This window comes from Clostridium sp. C1, from assembly GCF_018223625.1.
Taxonomy (GTDB): domain Bacteria; phylum Bacillota_I; class Bacilli_A; order Erysipelotrichales; family Coprobacillaceae; genus Allocoprobacillus.
On sequence record NZ_CP073631.1, the window covers coordinates 903,081 to 918,255 of the forward strand.

At 33.2% G+C, this 15,175-nt stretch carries 13 protein-coding genes and 1 other annotated feature; of the genes, 1 reads left to right on the plus strand and 12 read right to left on the minus strand.

What is annotated here, in order from left to right; genetic code table 11:
• Positions 1-34: 34 nt before the first annotated feature.
• From KEC48_RS04940 to KEC48_RS04970, 7 genes are all read right to left on the minus strand, one after another.
• Positions 35-736: a hypothetical protein gene (locus tag KEC48_RS04940; protein ID WP_087357847.1), complete on the minus strand. Its 702-nt coding sequence runs from the start codon at positions 734-736 to the stop codon at positions 35-37.
• A gap of 57 nt (positions 737-793) precedes the next feature.
• Positions 794-2,224: an Asp-tRNA(Asn)/Glu-tRNA(Gln) amidotransferase subunit GatB gene (gene gatB / locus KEC48_RS04945; protein WP_211964752.1), complete on the minus strand. Its 1,431-nt coding sequence runs from the start codon at positions 2,222-2,224 to the stop codon at positions 794-796.
• A complete protein-coding gene (locus KEC48_RS04950; RefSeq protein ID WP_211964754.1) occupies positions 2,214-3,650 on the minus strand; it encodes an amidase family protein in 1,437 nt (478 codons plus the stop codon). Before KEC48_RS04950 ends, gatB begins: the two co-directional genes overlap by 11 nt.
• Entirely contained in the window at positions 3,647-3,982 is a 336-nt protein-coding gene (gene gatC, locus KEC48_RS04955; RefSeq protein ID WP_087357850.1) for an Asp-tRNA(Asn)/Glu-tRNA(Gln) amidotransferase subunit GatC, read from the minus strand. Before gatC ends, KEC48_RS04950 begins: the two co-directional genes overlap by 4 nt.
• Positions 3,945-5,015 carry a CamS family sex pheromone protein gene (locus tag KEC48_RS04960; protein WP_211964755.1) on the minus strand — a complete coding sequence of 357 codons (1,071 nt, stop codon included), beginning with the start codon at positions 5,013-5,015 and terminating at the stop codon, positions 3,945-3,947. Before KEC48_RS04960 ends, gatC begins: the two co-directional genes overlap by 38 nt.
• A complete protein-coding gene (ligA, locus tag KEC48_RS04965) occupies positions 5,012-7,000 on the minus strand; it encodes an NAD-dependent DNA ligase LigA (protein WP_249191409.1) in 1,989 nt (662 codons plus the stop codon). Before ligA ends, KEC48_RS04960 begins: the two co-directional genes overlap by 4 nt.
• Before the next feature lie 105 nt (positions 7,001-7,105).
• Positions 7,106-9,253, minus strand: a complete 2,148-nt coding sequence (locus tag KEC48_RS04970) for a UvrD-helicase domain-containing protein (RefSeq protein ID WP_211964757.1) — start codon at positions 9,251-9,253, stop codon at positions 7,106-7,108.
• Between the two features lie 110 nt (positions 9,254-9,363).
• Here KEC48_RS04970 and KEC48_RS04975 point away from each other — a divergent pair, with 110 nt between their 5' ends.
• Complete coding sequence (locus KEC48_RS04975; RefSeq protein ID WP_211964758.1) at positions 9,364-10,227, plus strand: ROK family protein; 864 nt, start codon at positions 9,364-9,366, stop codon at positions 10,225-10,227.
• On the opposite strand, the gene KEC48_RS04980 is transcribed toward KEC48_RS04975, so the two are convergent.
• From KEC48_RS04980 to KEC48_RS05000, 5 genes are all read right to left on the minus strand, one after another.
• Positions 10,224-11,147, minus strand: coding sequence for a bifunctional riboflavin kinase/FAD synthetase (locus tag KEC48_RS04980; RefSeq protein ID WP_211964759.1), 924 nt, complete (start codon positions 11,145-11,147; stop codon positions 10,224-10,226). The genes KEC48_RS04975 and KEC48_RS04980 overlap by 4 nt on opposite strands.
• A complete protein-coding gene (truB, locus tag KEC48_RS04985) occupies positions 11,147-11,983 on the minus strand; it encodes a tRNA pseudouridine(55) synthase TruB (RefSeq protein WP_211964760.1) in 837 nt (278 codons plus the stop codon). Before truB ends, KEC48_RS04980 begins: the two co-directional genes overlap by 1 nt.
• A gap of 48 nt (positions 11,984-12,031) precedes the next feature.
• A complete protein-coding gene (locus KEC48_RS04990; protein WP_087357857.1) occupies positions 12,032-12,385 on the minus strand; it encodes an FKBP-type peptidyl-prolyl cis-trans isomerase in 354 nt (117 codons plus the stop codon).
• Positions 12,386-12,394: 9 nt separating this feature from the next.
• A complete protein-coding gene (tyrS, locus tag KEC48_RS04995; protein WP_087357858.1) occupies positions 12,395-13,621 on the minus strand; it encodes a tyrosine--tRNA ligase in 1,227 nt (408 codons plus the stop codon).
• A 34-nt stretch (positions 13,622-13,655) separates the two neighbouring features.
• Positions 13,656-13,853, minus strand: a binding site (T-box leader).
• 40 nt (positions 13,854-13,893) lie between these two features.
• Positions 13,894-15,144, minus strand: coding sequence for a chloride channel protein (locus tag KEC48_RS05000; protein WP_211964762.1), 1,251 nt, complete (start codon positions 15,142-15,144; stop codon positions 13,894-13,896).
• Positions 15,145-15,175 lie beyond the last annotated feature (31 nt).

The window sequence follows — 15,175 nt, forward strand, 5'->3', positions numbered from 1 at the left end:
ACATCCTCCCATAAAAAAACGAGCTATGCTCGTTTTATTCATCTGTTAAAGTTTCTTGAGCACGTTTTGCACTTTCTTCATCTCTAACAGAAGCTAAAGTATAAGAAAAATCATCATTTTGAATATTCTTTGTTCCATAAATTGGAAAATCATCACTTTGAGCAGATGTCATAAAAACATTGACTTCATACTGAGTGACTCCATCAATCGTTCCAAACAGATCACTATATGTCTTGCCATCCTCTTTTTCTCTGCCCACAATATCATCAAGTGTCTGAACTGTTTCTTCAGCAATATTTTCTGCTTTTTTGGCACTCATATTGTCCTTAAAAACAATATCCACTTTTAATTGTCGACATTCTGTAGATAAAGTCATGGATTCAATGTCATCATATTTTTCTTCCATTGTCGATACAGTTGCATCTCTGGCATCTTTAGAAATACTTACCATGCCTTCACAGCGATTCCCATAGACAGGTCCATCATGCAATGATAAAACTGCTATATAAACAATAAACGCAATTGCTAAAGCACCAAATAAAATCAATAAATAGTGCCACCATTTCATTACAAATCTTTTTTTCTTTTTTTTCATTGGTTCATCTTCCTTGTCATCTTCTTCATCTATTGAAATATAAGGTGCACCTTCTTTTTTGTTTTCTAATTCATCTAGATATGATGAAGAATAATCTTCTTCCAATTCATCTTCATCATCAAAATGAAATTGTTTTGCCATCATTATTCACCTACTTTTTTTCTATTGTATCAAAATTCATGACCAATGTATAGAACATTATGCTTTTCTTTTTTTCAGTAAACATTTCAAAAGTTCATTAGTTTTTTGAGGATTGGCTTGTCCTTTTGTCTTTTTCATGACCTGTCCTACAAAAAAACCACAGATTTGATGTTTTCCAGCATAATATTCAGCCACCTGCTGAGGATAATCATGAAGGACTTCTTCAATATATTGCATCAAAAGATGTTCATCACTGACTTGTTGAATATGATAAGCTTCCATAATAACATGGGGACTTTTCTTTTCAATCATCATGAATTCTAAAATTTGTTTCGTCTGTTTTGAAGAAATCTCTTTCCTTTCTAACATATGCATCAATTCAGCAAAATCCTGTACTGATAATAATTCAAATATATTCCTTTGATATTGATGCATATAAGCTCTAACATCACCAATTAACCAATGACAAATAGTCTGATAATAAGGATAAATATTAACGACCTGATCGTAGAAATCTGATAAGTTCTGATCAGATAATAATATCATTGTATCTTGAAAAGACAACTGATATTGTTTTTGATAACGTTGTTTTCTTTGATCGGGTAACTGAGGTAATCGTTCTATAATTGATTGAATCCATTGCCAATCCAGACAAACAGGTAAAATATTAGGTTCTGGATAATAACGATAATCCAGTAACGATTGTTTTTCACGCATCACCACTGTTGTCTGTGTTTTTTCATCAAAACGACGTGTCTGTCTGGCAACAGGAAGACGTTGCTGTAATAAATGAGATTGACGTTGAATTTCATAATCAATAGCTTTTTGAATATTTGCAAAAGAATTAAGATTTTTGATTTCCACCTTTTCACCCAGTGTTGAACTATGAGGCTGACGCAAAGAAATGTTAATATCACAGCGCATTGATCCTTGAGCCATAATCGCATCACTGACACCTGTATATATCAAAATCAATCGTAAGGCTTCCAGATAGGCAACAACCTGTTGACTTGTATGCAGGTGTGGTTTTGTGACAATTTCTATTAAAGGAATACCAGCACGATTATAATCAATGAGTGTATTATTTTCACTATGCGTCATTTTGGCTGTATCTTCCTCTAAATGAACACGCTCAATAGGAATTTTAAATGTTTCTCCTTCAACTTCAATGTCAAGATAGCCATTTTTCCCGATTGGGTGATCATACTGCGTGATTTGAAAACCTTTAGGCAAATCAGCATAATAATAATTTTTTCGATCAAAACGGAGCAGATTATCAATATCCATATGTAATGCATGACAAACACGAATAGCCATTTCTACAGCCTTTTTATTGACTGATGGTAAAGTACCCGGCATAGCCAAATCAATAACATGCACTTGCGTATTGGGTGGACTGCCAAATGTCACAGGTGCCATAGAAAACATCTTTGATTTTGTTTTCAATTCACAGTGAACTTCAATACCAATCACAGCTTCAAACATCATCTCGTTCTCCTTTAGCATATTGTTGACAATAAGGCATAATACTTTCTAAAGCATAGGCACAATTCAAAACTGTCTGTTCATCAAAACAACGCCCCATTAAATTGACAGCGACTGGCATATCATCAACAAAACCACAAGGCAAAGTTAAACTAGGGAGCCCTGCCAGATTGGCTATAATTAAGTAATCATCCACTAATGTATGAGATTGTGACTGGGCTTCTTCAATCAATGGAGCAATCCCTTCACCACTGGGAACCATCACAATATCATATGTCTGTAATATGTTTTGAATTTCTTCCACAATTAATCTACGTACTTTTTGTGCTTTTTGAAACATTCTTTTTTGATTTTCCTGTTTTAAAGCCAATGCCCCTAAAATAAAACGCTGTTGGATACTTTGATGAAAACCTTGTGAACGTGTGCGAATAACCATTTCTTCTAAGTTTTGTCCTTGACTTTGAAAACCATATTTAATGCCATCAAGACAGGCATGATGGCTTGTGGCTTCCCCATTCGCAATAATTTGATAAACCGGGAAAATAGCTTCAAGATATGTCTGGGAAAATGAAATCTCATGCACTGAGGCTCCAGCATTTTTTAAAAGTGAAACACAATTTTGAAAAAGTGTCTGAATTCTATGATCTTTGAGTTTATCAACAACATTTTGTATAACAGCAACTTTAAGATAGGAAATATCTAAAGATAAATTATATCTATAATGTGGGACTGGCAAACGGCTAGAAGTCATATCATGAAAATCATGACCTGCAATTTTTTCTAAAACAATACTTAAATCTTGAACACTTCTCGTTAAAACACCAACCGTATCTAAACTGGCAGCGTAAGGAATAATCCCATAACGTGAAATCAGTCCCCATGTTGGTTTCATGCCGACCACTCCACAAAATCCTGCTGGACGACGAATAGAATCTCCTGTATCCGTTCCTAATGCAAAAGTCGCAAGTCCACTGGCAACAAGGGAAGCTGAACCACCTGAAGACCCACCAGCAATTCGTCTTGTATCCCACGGATTATATACCGGACCTGTTAATGCAGTCATATTGGTTGAACCCATTGACAGTTCATCCATTGAAGCTTTTCCAATCAGACAAGCATTTTCTTGTTTTAAAAGCTGCACAACATGTGCATCATAAACAGGAATAAAATCTTCTAACATACGACTGGATGCTGTTGTTGGAATTTGACATGTACAAATATTGTCTTTTAAAACATAGGGAACTCCTGTTAAAAACGAATCAGACGATAGATTTTGAGGTGAATTTTGAAAACAAATCGTTGTCAAAGCATTTAAACGTTTTTGTTGAAAATAGGTTTCTTTTTGTAATTGTTGATAATAAAGAGAAACATCAATTGTCCCATTAACAAGTCCATCATGCCATTCTTCAATACTATAGACTTTCATCATTCCACCACCTTAAAAACCAATATCTGATTTTCTTTTGTGTTTTTTGCATTTTTCAATATATCTTGAACATCAAAGACTTCTTGAACCTCATCTTCCCTTAATTCATGAATTTCTATATCAAAAGGAAAAACTAAAGGTTCTACACCTTCAGTTTGTATTTTTTCTAAACATGCAACCTGTTCAAGAAAGGTATGATAGACTTGAAGTAAAGAGGGCATATCTTCATCAGGAACAGACAGTCTGACATCTTTAGCTAATTGTTTTAATAATTCTTCTTCATTCATAACTGTTCCTCTAGTATAGAAACGAACTCTTGACATCTTGTCCAGCATCTTTAACAATGACAGTCATCAGTTCATCTTGTGAATAGACCAGCACTTTAATGTCAAACTCAGATGAAAAACGAGTATCAATCCCATCAGCAATAATGGAAGATAAATACATTAATTCAGTTGCTGTTTTCACATTTAAATGAGCTTCAATCACCATTGATTGAATCTTGTTATCTTGATATCTTGCTGTTCCAACAAGTCCAGCGGCTTCTGTTGATGCTTCCTTTAAATTGTTTTTAATAATATCAAATTCATTAGATGTTGTCGCATCCAATTCTTTGGCTCTAGCACTTGTAAAAAGGACGGTTTCAAAATTTACCTGTTCATTTTTACCATAAGAATCATCACAATAATTCTTTAAGATATAATGACCATCTACGGTACTTTCTGTTAAATCCGTTGCCTGATAAATTGTAATCAAAACAGGCAAATCTTTTAACTTTTCAAAATCTTCATGAGATTGAATAATGTTGTATAATTTTTCACTACAATCATATCCATAATTTAAAATAGACTGATTATCCATTGGTGTATCTAAACGTGCATTATTTTTATCACGAGGATCAAGAACAATCACAAATGAAGCACCAGCTAAGGTATACTTATCACCAGATTTTTCCCAGAAATCCTGTTCCATAATGCTTTGAACCATTGTTGGATCTGGAATATCTGCAATTGTTGTTCCAGAAGATGGCTGTAAAGAATTGTCCCCATCCCTTCCAACCATTTCCTGTTTTAAGGCCAGTTTTAAGTATTGACCTTCACTCATATAATAATCTGATGTTGAAAAATACTGTGATGAAAGAATCTGTAAACCTCGACCAATCGAAGTAAAATCTGATGTTGAACCATAATCGACATAAAAATCTTCTCTTAACTGACTATCTTCAAATTTAACAATATTATAGTAAGTATCATCAAAAGAATCCATTGATGCCGTATTATTCGTTGTTTCTTCTTCAACTGTATTTTGTGAAGATTGACATCCCACCAACAACAATAACGCTAAACAAAGACATATCCATTTTCTCATAGATTCACCTCCTCTTGAAATTGAGCTTCACTTAAAACAGTGACTCCAAGTTCTCTTGCTTTTTCCAGTTTACTTCCAGCATCACGACCACAGATCAGATAATCTGTTTTTTTCGATACACTCCCTGTCACATTCGCTCCTAATCTTGCAAGATATTCTTTAATTTCTTTACGTGTCATTAATTCTAAAGTTCCTGTTACACAAACCGTTTTTCCATTAAAGATACTTTCTTGCAGTAATGAAGTATCTTTTAAATAAGTCATATTTAACCCAATCGCTTTTAAATGTTCTAATAAAGTCATTGATTGAGGTTGACTTCTAAAACGATTCAAAGATTGAACAAGGGTTTCACCAACATCTCGCATAGAAAGTAATTTTGCTGTAGAAGCACTCAATAAAGCATCCATACTTTTAAATTCTTTTGATAAATTGTCAGCCATTTTGGCACCAATACCTTTAATTCCTAAACCAAATAATAATTTTTCCATTGAATTACCTTTACTTTTTTCAATCGCTTCTAATAAATTATCCATTGATTTACGTCCAAAACCTTCAATATCAATAATTTCCTGTTCATGACGAGATAAACTATAAATATCTTCAATCGAACGAACAAACCCTAAATTATAAAATTGTTCAATAATTTTTTCACCTAAACCTTCAATATTCATTGCATCACGTGATGCAAAATGAATAATACGTTCAATCTTTTTAGAATCACAATGTTCATTCAAACAATAATATGCGGCTTCGTTATCCTTTCTAACCAAAGGAGAACCACAATATGGACAGACATCAATCATCTGAAACTTCTTTTCACTACCATCACGTCTTTCCTTTAAAGAACGTACAACTTCTGGAATGACATCTCCTGCTTTACGAATAACCACATAATCTCCAACACGAATATCTTTTGATACAACATTGTCTTCATTGTGTAATGTTGCACGTTGAACCGTACTTCCTGCGACACGTACAGGTTCTAATACGGCATTGGGTGTAATCTGTCCTGTTCTACCAATTGTAAAAACAATATCTTTTAATTTTGTAATGACTTCTTCAGCAGGAAATTTATAGGCAATTGCCCATTTAGGAACTTTTGCAGTATAGCCTAAACGTTCCTGCCAATCCAGACGATTCACTTTAATCACAATTCCATCAATTTCATAAGGTAGTGATTGTCTTTTTTCTGTCATTTCCATAATAAATTGCCAGACTTCTTGAATATTTGCACAGACACGTGTCATTGGATTCGTCTTAAATCCTAGCTGTTTAATATAATCCAACGCCTCTTTATGTGTCTGACATCCTACTTCACTGGCTGTTGGAACCATATATAAGAAAGCATCTAACCCACGTTTTGCAGCAATACGAGAATCAAGCTGTCTGACACTACCTGCTGCTGCATTACGAGGATTCGCAAACAAAGGTTCTCCCGCCTCTTTTCTTTGTTGGTTCAGTTGTTCAAAAGATTTTTTAGGCATATATATTTCTCCACGCACTTCAAAATCTCCCTGATAATCAATAGAAAGAGGAATGGATTTAATTGTCTTTACATTATGCGTAATATCTTCTCCTACTGTTCCATCACCACGCGTGGCTCCATAACTTAATTGCCCTTGAGCATAAACGAGTGATACTGCCAATCCATCTATTTTTAACTCACAGACATACTCAACTTGAGGATAGACTTCACGAATACGATCATCAAATTCTCTCAATTCATCTTCATTAAATATATTTCCAAGTGAAAGCATCATTCTTTGATGCGTCACTTTTTGAAAACCATCTAAGACTTCACCACCAACACGTTGACTTGGTGAATCCGCTGTGATCCATTCTGGATGTTTCGCTTCAATACTTTGTAGTTCCTGCATTAAACGATCATATTCTTGATCAGATACAGTTGGATTATCTAAAACATAATATTGATAATTATATTCATTTAATAATTTCTTGATTTCATTCAATCTTTCTAATGTCATTTTTGCACACTCCATTCACTTGCTCATTATATCAAAAAAAGATGATGAATCAAATAAAAACATCAAAATTCATCACCCAAATTCAACCTTATTTTCCCATGATTTTTAAGACGATAAACGTCTTAATGCTTTATGCTGTGACATCAATGTTTTGATACCATAAGGCATTGAAAAAGCAATATCCAAAGTATTTCCCTGCACCTTCACAACAACTCCTTTGCCAAATACATCATGTTCTACCAGATCACCTTTTTTCCAGTCATAAATTTCATTATCCCCTATCATTTCATCAACAGTTGGTCCCAGATGAACAAACTGTTTTGTCTTAAAAGGAGAAGGTTTTCCAATATGTTCCACATGATCTGTTCCAATCTCATCAATAAACTGTGAGGCCATCTTTGGCGAATTGGTCATATAATTAAAACCTTGACTATCTGTTAAATACAAACGTTTTTTAGCACGGGTAAAAGCCACATAAGCCAGACGACGTTCTTCCTCCATGCCATCTTCCCCTTCTTCAGAAACACTTCTAAAACTTGGAAAGACATCCTGTGATAAACCAACGACAAAAACATAATTAAATTCTAGACCTTTAGCCATATGAATACTCATCAAAGAAACATATTCATCATGACCCATATCATCTTGAGAAGTATATAAGGCAATATCCTGTAAATAACTTTCAAAAGTTGCACTATCAGGATGTGTTTTCATATATCCAGCAACGGAATTTTTTAACTCCATAATATTTTGAATACGATTTTCATCATCGTCATTTCTTAACATTTGGAAATATCCAACATCTCTTAAAAGATGTTCAAAAACATCACCTAATGGTTCACGTGATTGTCGGGCCTTTTCAATTGCTTGTACAAAGGTACTGACAGCTTTTTTTGCTTTTCCTTTTAAACCAATCTCATCACTATATAAACAAACAGCTTCATAACAGCTTATACCATATTCAATAGCCTTTAATTGTATTTTTTCAATTGTTTTTTGCCCAATCCCACGACTTGGTACATTAATAATACGTTCAAAAGACAAATCATCCATAGATACCATTAAACGCAAATAACTTAAAGCATCTTTAATTTCCTTACGATTAAAAAATTTTAATCCACCAAAGATTTTATAATCAATCTGATGTTGAATCAATTTCTGTTCAAATGGACGAGATAAATAGTTGGCACGATATAAAATCGCAAAATCGTGATAATTGACTCCTTCTACATGATGAATAATATCTTCAATGGTCTGACAGACAAATTCAGCTTCAGATTCCTCATCTAACGCTGAATAATGAACAACCTTATCACCATCTTCTAATTCAGTAAATAAATCTTTTTCTAAACGATTTTTATTTTTTCTAATTAAATTATTTGAAATATCAAGAATTGTTTTAGTAGAACGATAGTTCTGATCAAGAATAACTGTTTTAACATGAGGATAATCCTTATCAAAATTCATAATATAATTCACATCAGAACCTCTAAATGAATAAATGGTCTGATCTGGATCACCTACAACACATAATAAAGATTGTTTTGATAACATATAAATTAATTTATAATCAATATTTCCAACATCTTGAAACTCATCAACATGAATATATTGAAATTTATGTTGCCATTTCTGTAAGATTTCTGGAAATTTTTCAAAAAGTTCAACAGTCTTCAATAATAAATCATCAAAATCCAGCATAAAATGTTCTTCTTTATATTTTTCATATGCCTGATATGCCAAAGCTTTTTTAGCCTCACCTACAAAATCCCCCGCTAACTGATAGGCTTTTTGAGGTGAAATTTCAGCCATTTTACAAGCAGATATGTAATGGATACAGCTTTTGACACTCATCGCCTTGCTATCTATATTTTTTTCTTTAAAAATCTTCTTTAATAATGATTTTTGATCTTCTTCATCCATAATCACAAAATGATGTGGATAATTCAAAGCATGTATATGCTGTCTTAAAATTCTAACGCATAAAGAATGAATCGTACATAAAAGAGCGCCGGAAGCATATTCACCTAAAAGATTAACTACTCTTTCTCGCATTTCATTCGCTGCTTTATTTGTAAAAGTAATCGCTAGTATATGACGTGGTTCAATGCCCACTTCTTCAATCAAATAAGCTATGCGATATGTTAAAACACGTGTTTTCCCACTTCCTGCTCCAGCAATAATACGTAAATGTGAATCCAGATAAGTAGCAGCCTCTTTTTGTTTAGGATTTAATAATTGATCTAAGTTCATCATTCCACATCCTTTCATGTCTAAACATTATATCATAATTCATAAAAAATGAAATGAAAATATTGAACTCTCTTTCAATCAATGAAATAATAACAATGAGGTGATAAACAATGTATTTAATCATTGACATAGGTGGAACTTATATAAAATATGGCTATTATCAAAAAAGTGGAAACTGTATACAAAAAAATCAAATACCAACAATCAAAACCAGTAAAGAAGATTTTTATCAATGGATTCAAAAAATGATCATTAAAGATGTCGAAGGGATTGGTATCAGTATGCCCGGGCTGATTGACAGTTATAAAGGCTATATTCATGCTATTACACTTTTACCTTTTTTCAATCAGACTGCCTTTTGTGAAGAATTAAAAGCTTACAGTAATCTTCCAGTCACAATTCAAAATGATGCCAAATGTGCTACATTAGGTGAGATGTGGAAAGGAAGTCTAAAAAATGTGGATAATGGCTTTATGCTTGTTTTAGGCAGTGGCATTGGTGGAACTTGTCTTTTAAATGGTAAGATTTTTGAAACAAAACATCATAAAGCTGGTGAAGTTGGTTCTTTTTTAGTCCCTCAAGGTTATCAATTTTCTAATTTTGGAAGGGAATATAACGCTGTCAAACTGATTCATGAACTCAGTGAGATTTTAAATTGCCCAGATGATGGCAAGATTGTTTTTCAACATTTGCCTGAATCTTCAAAAGCAATGAAACATTTTCAAAACTATTGTCAACAATTAGCCATGATGATCTATAATCTCGATTATCTTTTAGATTTAGACGTTGTGACGATTGGTGGTGGAATCAGTCAACAGCCTTTATTTATTCAAACAATTCAAGAACAATTTCACATTTTAAGAGAACGCTATAAAGAAGATAATCATGAACCTGTCATTAAAGCCTGTCAATATCAAAACGAAGCCAATTTACTTGGGGCTTTATATACGCATATTACAAAAAAAGAAGATTAAATCTTCTTTTTAAAATAATCTCGTACATATTGCTGATCATGGGTTAACTGTTGAATTAAAGCTTCTTTAGATGAAAAAGCTTGTTCCTTACGAATCAAATCATGAAATTCAACATAAACATCATACCCATAAATGTCTTGATCAAAATCTAAAATATTAACTTCCAGAGATGCTTTTTTTAAAGCATGGAAAGTTGGATTATAACCAATATTACACATACCCAAATAAACATCTTGATTAATATAAACTTTTACAACATAAACCCCACCACATGGCAAAAAGTAAGAATCATAATCAATATTCGCTGTTGGAAAACCTAAATCATGTCCAATATGTCGTCCATGAATGACATTACCATGAATACAATAATAGCGTCCTAATAATTCATTTAAATCTTGGACCTGTCCATTTTCAAGATGATGACGAATACGTGTTGATGAGATTTTTTCTCCTTTATAAAGCACTTCGTCAATGACACTGACATCAAAATGAGGATTGTTTTTTAATGTCTGGCTATCTCCTTTATTTTGACAGCCAAAACGAAAATCAAATCCACAAACGACATGACGAATGCCACAATTAACTAAATAATGCTTCATGAATTCCTGTGGTGATAAGGCTGCCACTGTTTTTGTAAACTCAATCACAAACAAATAATCAAAACCTCTTTTTTCTAAAATGTGCTGACGGTCTAAAATAGATGTCAGACATTTTTCTTCTTTCCATTTTCCTAAAACATATAATGGATAATGATCAAAGGTAATCAATGCTTTACAATAATTCTTTTCTTTAGCGACACGTTCTACCTCATGAACCAATGCCATATGACCAAGATGCAAACCATCAAAAAAACCAATAGCTCCAACAATCGGCTTTGATTGATAAAATTGTTCTCCTTCTTTTAAATAAATGACTTCCATTAAAATAACCCTCTTATACTTTTTAAATAGCCTGTTCCATCAGGACCATAGACAGCTAAAACTTGTCCTTCTTGATTACAGACAACAACCTGATGATCTATTTCACTTTTTATTTTCTTACCATGATAAACAATTTGAGCATCCTCAACAACATAGTGTTCAAAATGTTGAAAAGCTTCCTCTAAACTTAACATATGATAATATCCCTGTTCAATATCTTCTAATGAAAAACAATTTTCTAATCGAAAGTGCCCTGAGGCTAAACGTATCAATTTTTGCATATGTGCAGGATAACCTAATTTTTTACCAATATCTACACATAATGATCGAATATAAGTACCTTTAGAACATTGAACACGAAAAGTAATGAACTGATCATGCTGATCTAATAATTCTATATGATGAATGACAATAGAACGTGGCTGAACTTCTACTTTTTCATGATTTCTGGCATATTCATATAATTTTTTTCCGTTCACTTTAATTGCTGAATACATCGGTGGTAACTGTTCTTGCGAACCAACAAAAGATTGTAAAACAGCATCGACATGACTAACACCTTGAAATGGTTTTTGAGCAACAACTTGACCACTTGCATCATATGTATCAGTTGCCTGTCCCAGTACCAGTGTTGCCTGATATTCCTTTGTTTCACTCATCAAAAACTGTAAGGCCTTCGTTGCTTTGCCGATACATAATACCAGTACACCTGTAGCTTCTGGATCCAAAGTTCCACAATGTCCCACTTTTTTTGTATGAAAAATCTTTCTGATACGATTCACCACATCATGACTGGTCATTCCTGCTGGTTTATGAACCAGTAAGACTCCATCCATTTTCATTCCTCCTTATCACAAGATAGAAAACTGAGTCTGAAGACTCAGTTATTGAATTTCACGATAAATCTTATTTAATGTAATATCAAAAGTTGCTTCTTTACCAGCTAAATCAGCAACGTATTCCTCTGGAAAAGTGACAGTAATTGTTTTTTCTTCATTCAATTTCATACCAACGATTCCATCTTCAAAACCATCAATCATAGTATCAGAACCTAATTTTAATTCATAGTCTTCACCACTGCCACCATCAAAGACTTCACCATCTAATTTTCCAACAAAATCAATATTTACATAATCGCCATTTTGAGCCACTTTTTCTTGTGATGTTGTCTTTGTATTTTGTGATGAACATCCCATTAACAATGATACAATAAATAAACTTGAAAATAATTTTTTCATTCTGCCCTCCTATTTATGGTTAATCACATAATAGTTTTTCTTACCACGTCTAATCACAGTTGCCTGTTTTCCAAACGCATTTTCTTTTTTTACAACAAAACCAACATCCGTTATTTTTTCTCCATTGACAAGAACTGATCCTCCAGTCACAAACTGACGTGCTTCTCGATTAGATGAAGCTGCACCAACTTTAACCAATGCATTTAAAATCTGCGTATCTTCTTCCATATCAATGCTTGGAACTCCATGAAAACAAGATTTGACCTGTTCTAATGTTAAATCTTGAATTTTTCCAGAAAATAACATCTGACTGATATCCAAAGCTTCTTGATAAGCATCTGCTCCATGAATAAAAGTAATAACTTCTTTCGCAAGAGCTTTGTGTGCTTCTCTTAAATGAGGTTGTGTTTTGTTTTTTTCTTCTAATGCTTCAATTTCTTCTTTAGATAAGAAAGTTAAGAATTTTAAATAATCAATAACCTTATCATCTTCTGAATTAATAAAGAACTGATACATTTCATATGGTGATGTTTTACGACGATCTAACCAGATAGCCTGACCATTTGTCTTCCCAAATTTTGTACCATCAGATTTTGTAAGCAATGGCATTGTAAAACCGTAGGCTTCTTTTCCAGTTTTCTTACGAATCAATTCAATACCAGCCGTAATATTTCCCCATTGATCTTGTCCAGCTACTTGCATATGACACCCTTTATTTTCATATAACCAGTAAAAATCCATAGCCTGCATAATCATATAAGAAAATTCTGTATAAGTAATACCTAAATCCAATCTTCTTTTGACAATATCTTTATTTAACATATAGTTAACATTGAAATATTTTCCGTATTCTCTTAAAAAATCAATAAAATTTAAATCTTTAGACCAATCATAATTATTGACAACTTCAAAACCAAATAAATCCTGTGCCTGTTTTTTAAGACAATCAAAATTATGTTGCACTTCTTCTTTTGTAATCATTGGTCGTTCAGTATCTGGTTTAGGATCACCAATCAATCCTGTTGCTCCACCAACAAGCAAGATGGGATGATGCCCTGCATCTTTTAATCTTTTACTAATCAAAAAAGATGAAAAATGACCAATATGTAAACTATCACCTGTAGGATCTGTTCCAATATAGAAAGTCATTCCTCCATTATTCAATTTTTCTTCAATATCAGGTGAACTGACATCTTTAATTAAACCACGCCATACCAATTCATCATAAATTTTCATACATATCCTCCTATCATAAAAAAAAGAATTCATCACAAAGGACGAATTCTCGCGGTACCACCTTTATTTATGCCTTAGCATACACTCTTTATTGATAACGATGTTGCCACCGGCTAAACTTTTCATTTAGCTGCTCCAAAGTGTATTCATTATAAACAATGGTCTATTTCCACCAGCCATAGACTCTCTATTTCATCCATTTATAACTACTTGTCTTCTTCAACGCTTATGTATATCATATGCGATTTTCAAATCGAAGTCAACTCAAAATTTTATTTTGCATTTTGATTAATAAATTCAACAGACGTTTTAGAATAAACAATTTTTTGTGCCTGATATAAACTAAAGTAACCAGACAACACATAACAAAAAGCAATAACAATAGCCATCGCTGTTAAATATTGAATACCAAACATTTCAGCTCCAAGCATCAGACTTGTCAATGGTGAATTAATCACACAACAAAACATCCCAACAATTCCAATAGCAGCTGTTAAATGTGGGTTCATACCCAACAACAAGCCTAAAACATAGCCCAGTGTTGAACCAATGACAAAGGTAGGAACAATTTCTCCACCTTTAAAACCACAACCGATCGTAATAGCTGTAAATAATGCCTTCATGAAAAAATCATAAGGAAAAACTTCTTGATACAAAGCAGCTTCTACAACATCCATTCCTGCTCCTAGATAGCGTTGTTTAAAAAAGACGACAAGAATCATCAATAATACTGCCCCTACTAAAACACGTATATAAGGATTATGAAAATACTGATGAAACCATTTGTGACTATAATGCATCATTAAAACAAAAAGAATGGAAAAAGTCGCAATCAATAAAGCAAAAATAACAAGCTGAAGGCATAATAACGGCGTTAACTGAAAAGGAAGATTCAATGAGTAAAACGTTGGTTGACAGCCAAAACATTGAGCAATACCAAATGAAATTAAACTGCTGCATAAACAGGGGACTAAAGCAGCATAATAGAAAACACCGACACTGACAACTTCCATTGAAAAAAGTGTCGCAGTCAATGGTGTTCCAAAAAGTGCAGAAAAGACAGCACTCATCCCACACATAATTAACATCGACATTTCTCTTTGATCAGCATGAATGATTTTTCCAAAAGTTGTCGCTAAAGAACCACCAATCTGTAAAGCTGCTCCTTCTCTCCCACTTGAGCCACCAAATAGATGTGTAATAACAGTTGCTAAAAAGATTGCCGGAGCTAATAATACTGGCACATGATCTTGTTGACGGACAGATTGAATGATGGTATTGGTTCCAGGTTCATGAACAAGATGAACCAGACGATACAAATAGACAATCGCTAATCCACCTAATGGTAATCCCCAGACAATCCATGAATGACTCATACGAAAATCTGTCGCATAATCAATCGCAATATGAAACAAAGCCCCTACAACTCCACAAACAACGCCTAAAATCAACGCAATCCATAACCACTTACAAACAAAACATATATTCAATTTTAAATCCATAAAAAATTGTTTAACATGCATATTTATTCCCCTTTGAAAAAAACTTCTAAAT

Bases quoted from the DNA above. Each gene is read 5' to 3' on its own strand.
- KEC48_RS04975 (WP_211964758.1), top strand. From the start codon at position 9,364: ATGTATTTAATCATTGACATAGGTGGAACTTATATAAAATATGGCTAT.
- gatB (WP_211964752.1), bottom strand. From the start codon at position 2,224: ATGATGTTTGAAGCTGTGATTGGTATTGAAGTTCACTGTGAATTGAAA.
- KEC48_RS04990 (WP_087357857.1), bottom strand. From the start codon at position 12,385: ATGAAAAAATTATTTTCAAGTTTATTTATTGTATCATTGTTAATGGGA.
- KEC48_RS05000 (WP_211964762.1), bottom strand. From the start codon at position 15,144: ATGCATGTTAAACAATTTTTTATGGATTTAAAATTGAATATATGTTTT.
- ligA (WP_249191409.1), bottom strand. From the start codon at position 7,000: ATGACATTAGAAAGATTGAATGAAATCAAGAAATTATTAAATGAATAT.
- tyrS (WP_087357858.1), bottom strand. From the start codon at position 13,621: ATGAAAATTTATGATGAATTGGTATGGCGTGGTTTAATTAAAGATGTC.
- KEC48_RS04960 (WP_211964755.1), bottom strand. From the start codon at position 5,015: ATGAGAAAATGGATATGTCTTTGTTTAGCGTTATTGTTGTTGGTGGGA.
- KEC48_RS04970 (WP_211964757.1), bottom strand. From the start codon at position 9,253: ATGAACTTAGATCAATTATTAAATCCTAAACAAAAAGAGGCTGCTACT.
- KEC48_RS04950 (WP_211964754.1), bottom strand. From the start codon at position 3,650: ATGATGAAAGTCTATAGTATTGAAGAATGGCATGATGGACTTGTTAAT.
- gatC (WP_087357850.1), bottom strand. From the start codon at position 3,982: ATGCTGGACAAGATGTCAAGAGTTCGTTTCTATACTAGAGGAACAGTT.
- KEC48_RS04980 (WP_211964759.1), bottom strand. From the start codon at position 11,147: ATGGAAGTCATTTATTTAAAAGAAGGAGAACAATTTTATCAATCAAAG.
- truB (WP_211964760.1), bottom strand. From the start codon at position 11,983: ATGGATGGAGTCTTACTGGTTCATAAACCAGCAGGAATGACCAGTCAT.
- KEC48_RS04940 (WP_087357847.1), bottom strand. From the start codon at position 736: ATGGCAAAACAATTTCATTTTGATGATGAAGATGAATTGGAAGAAGAT.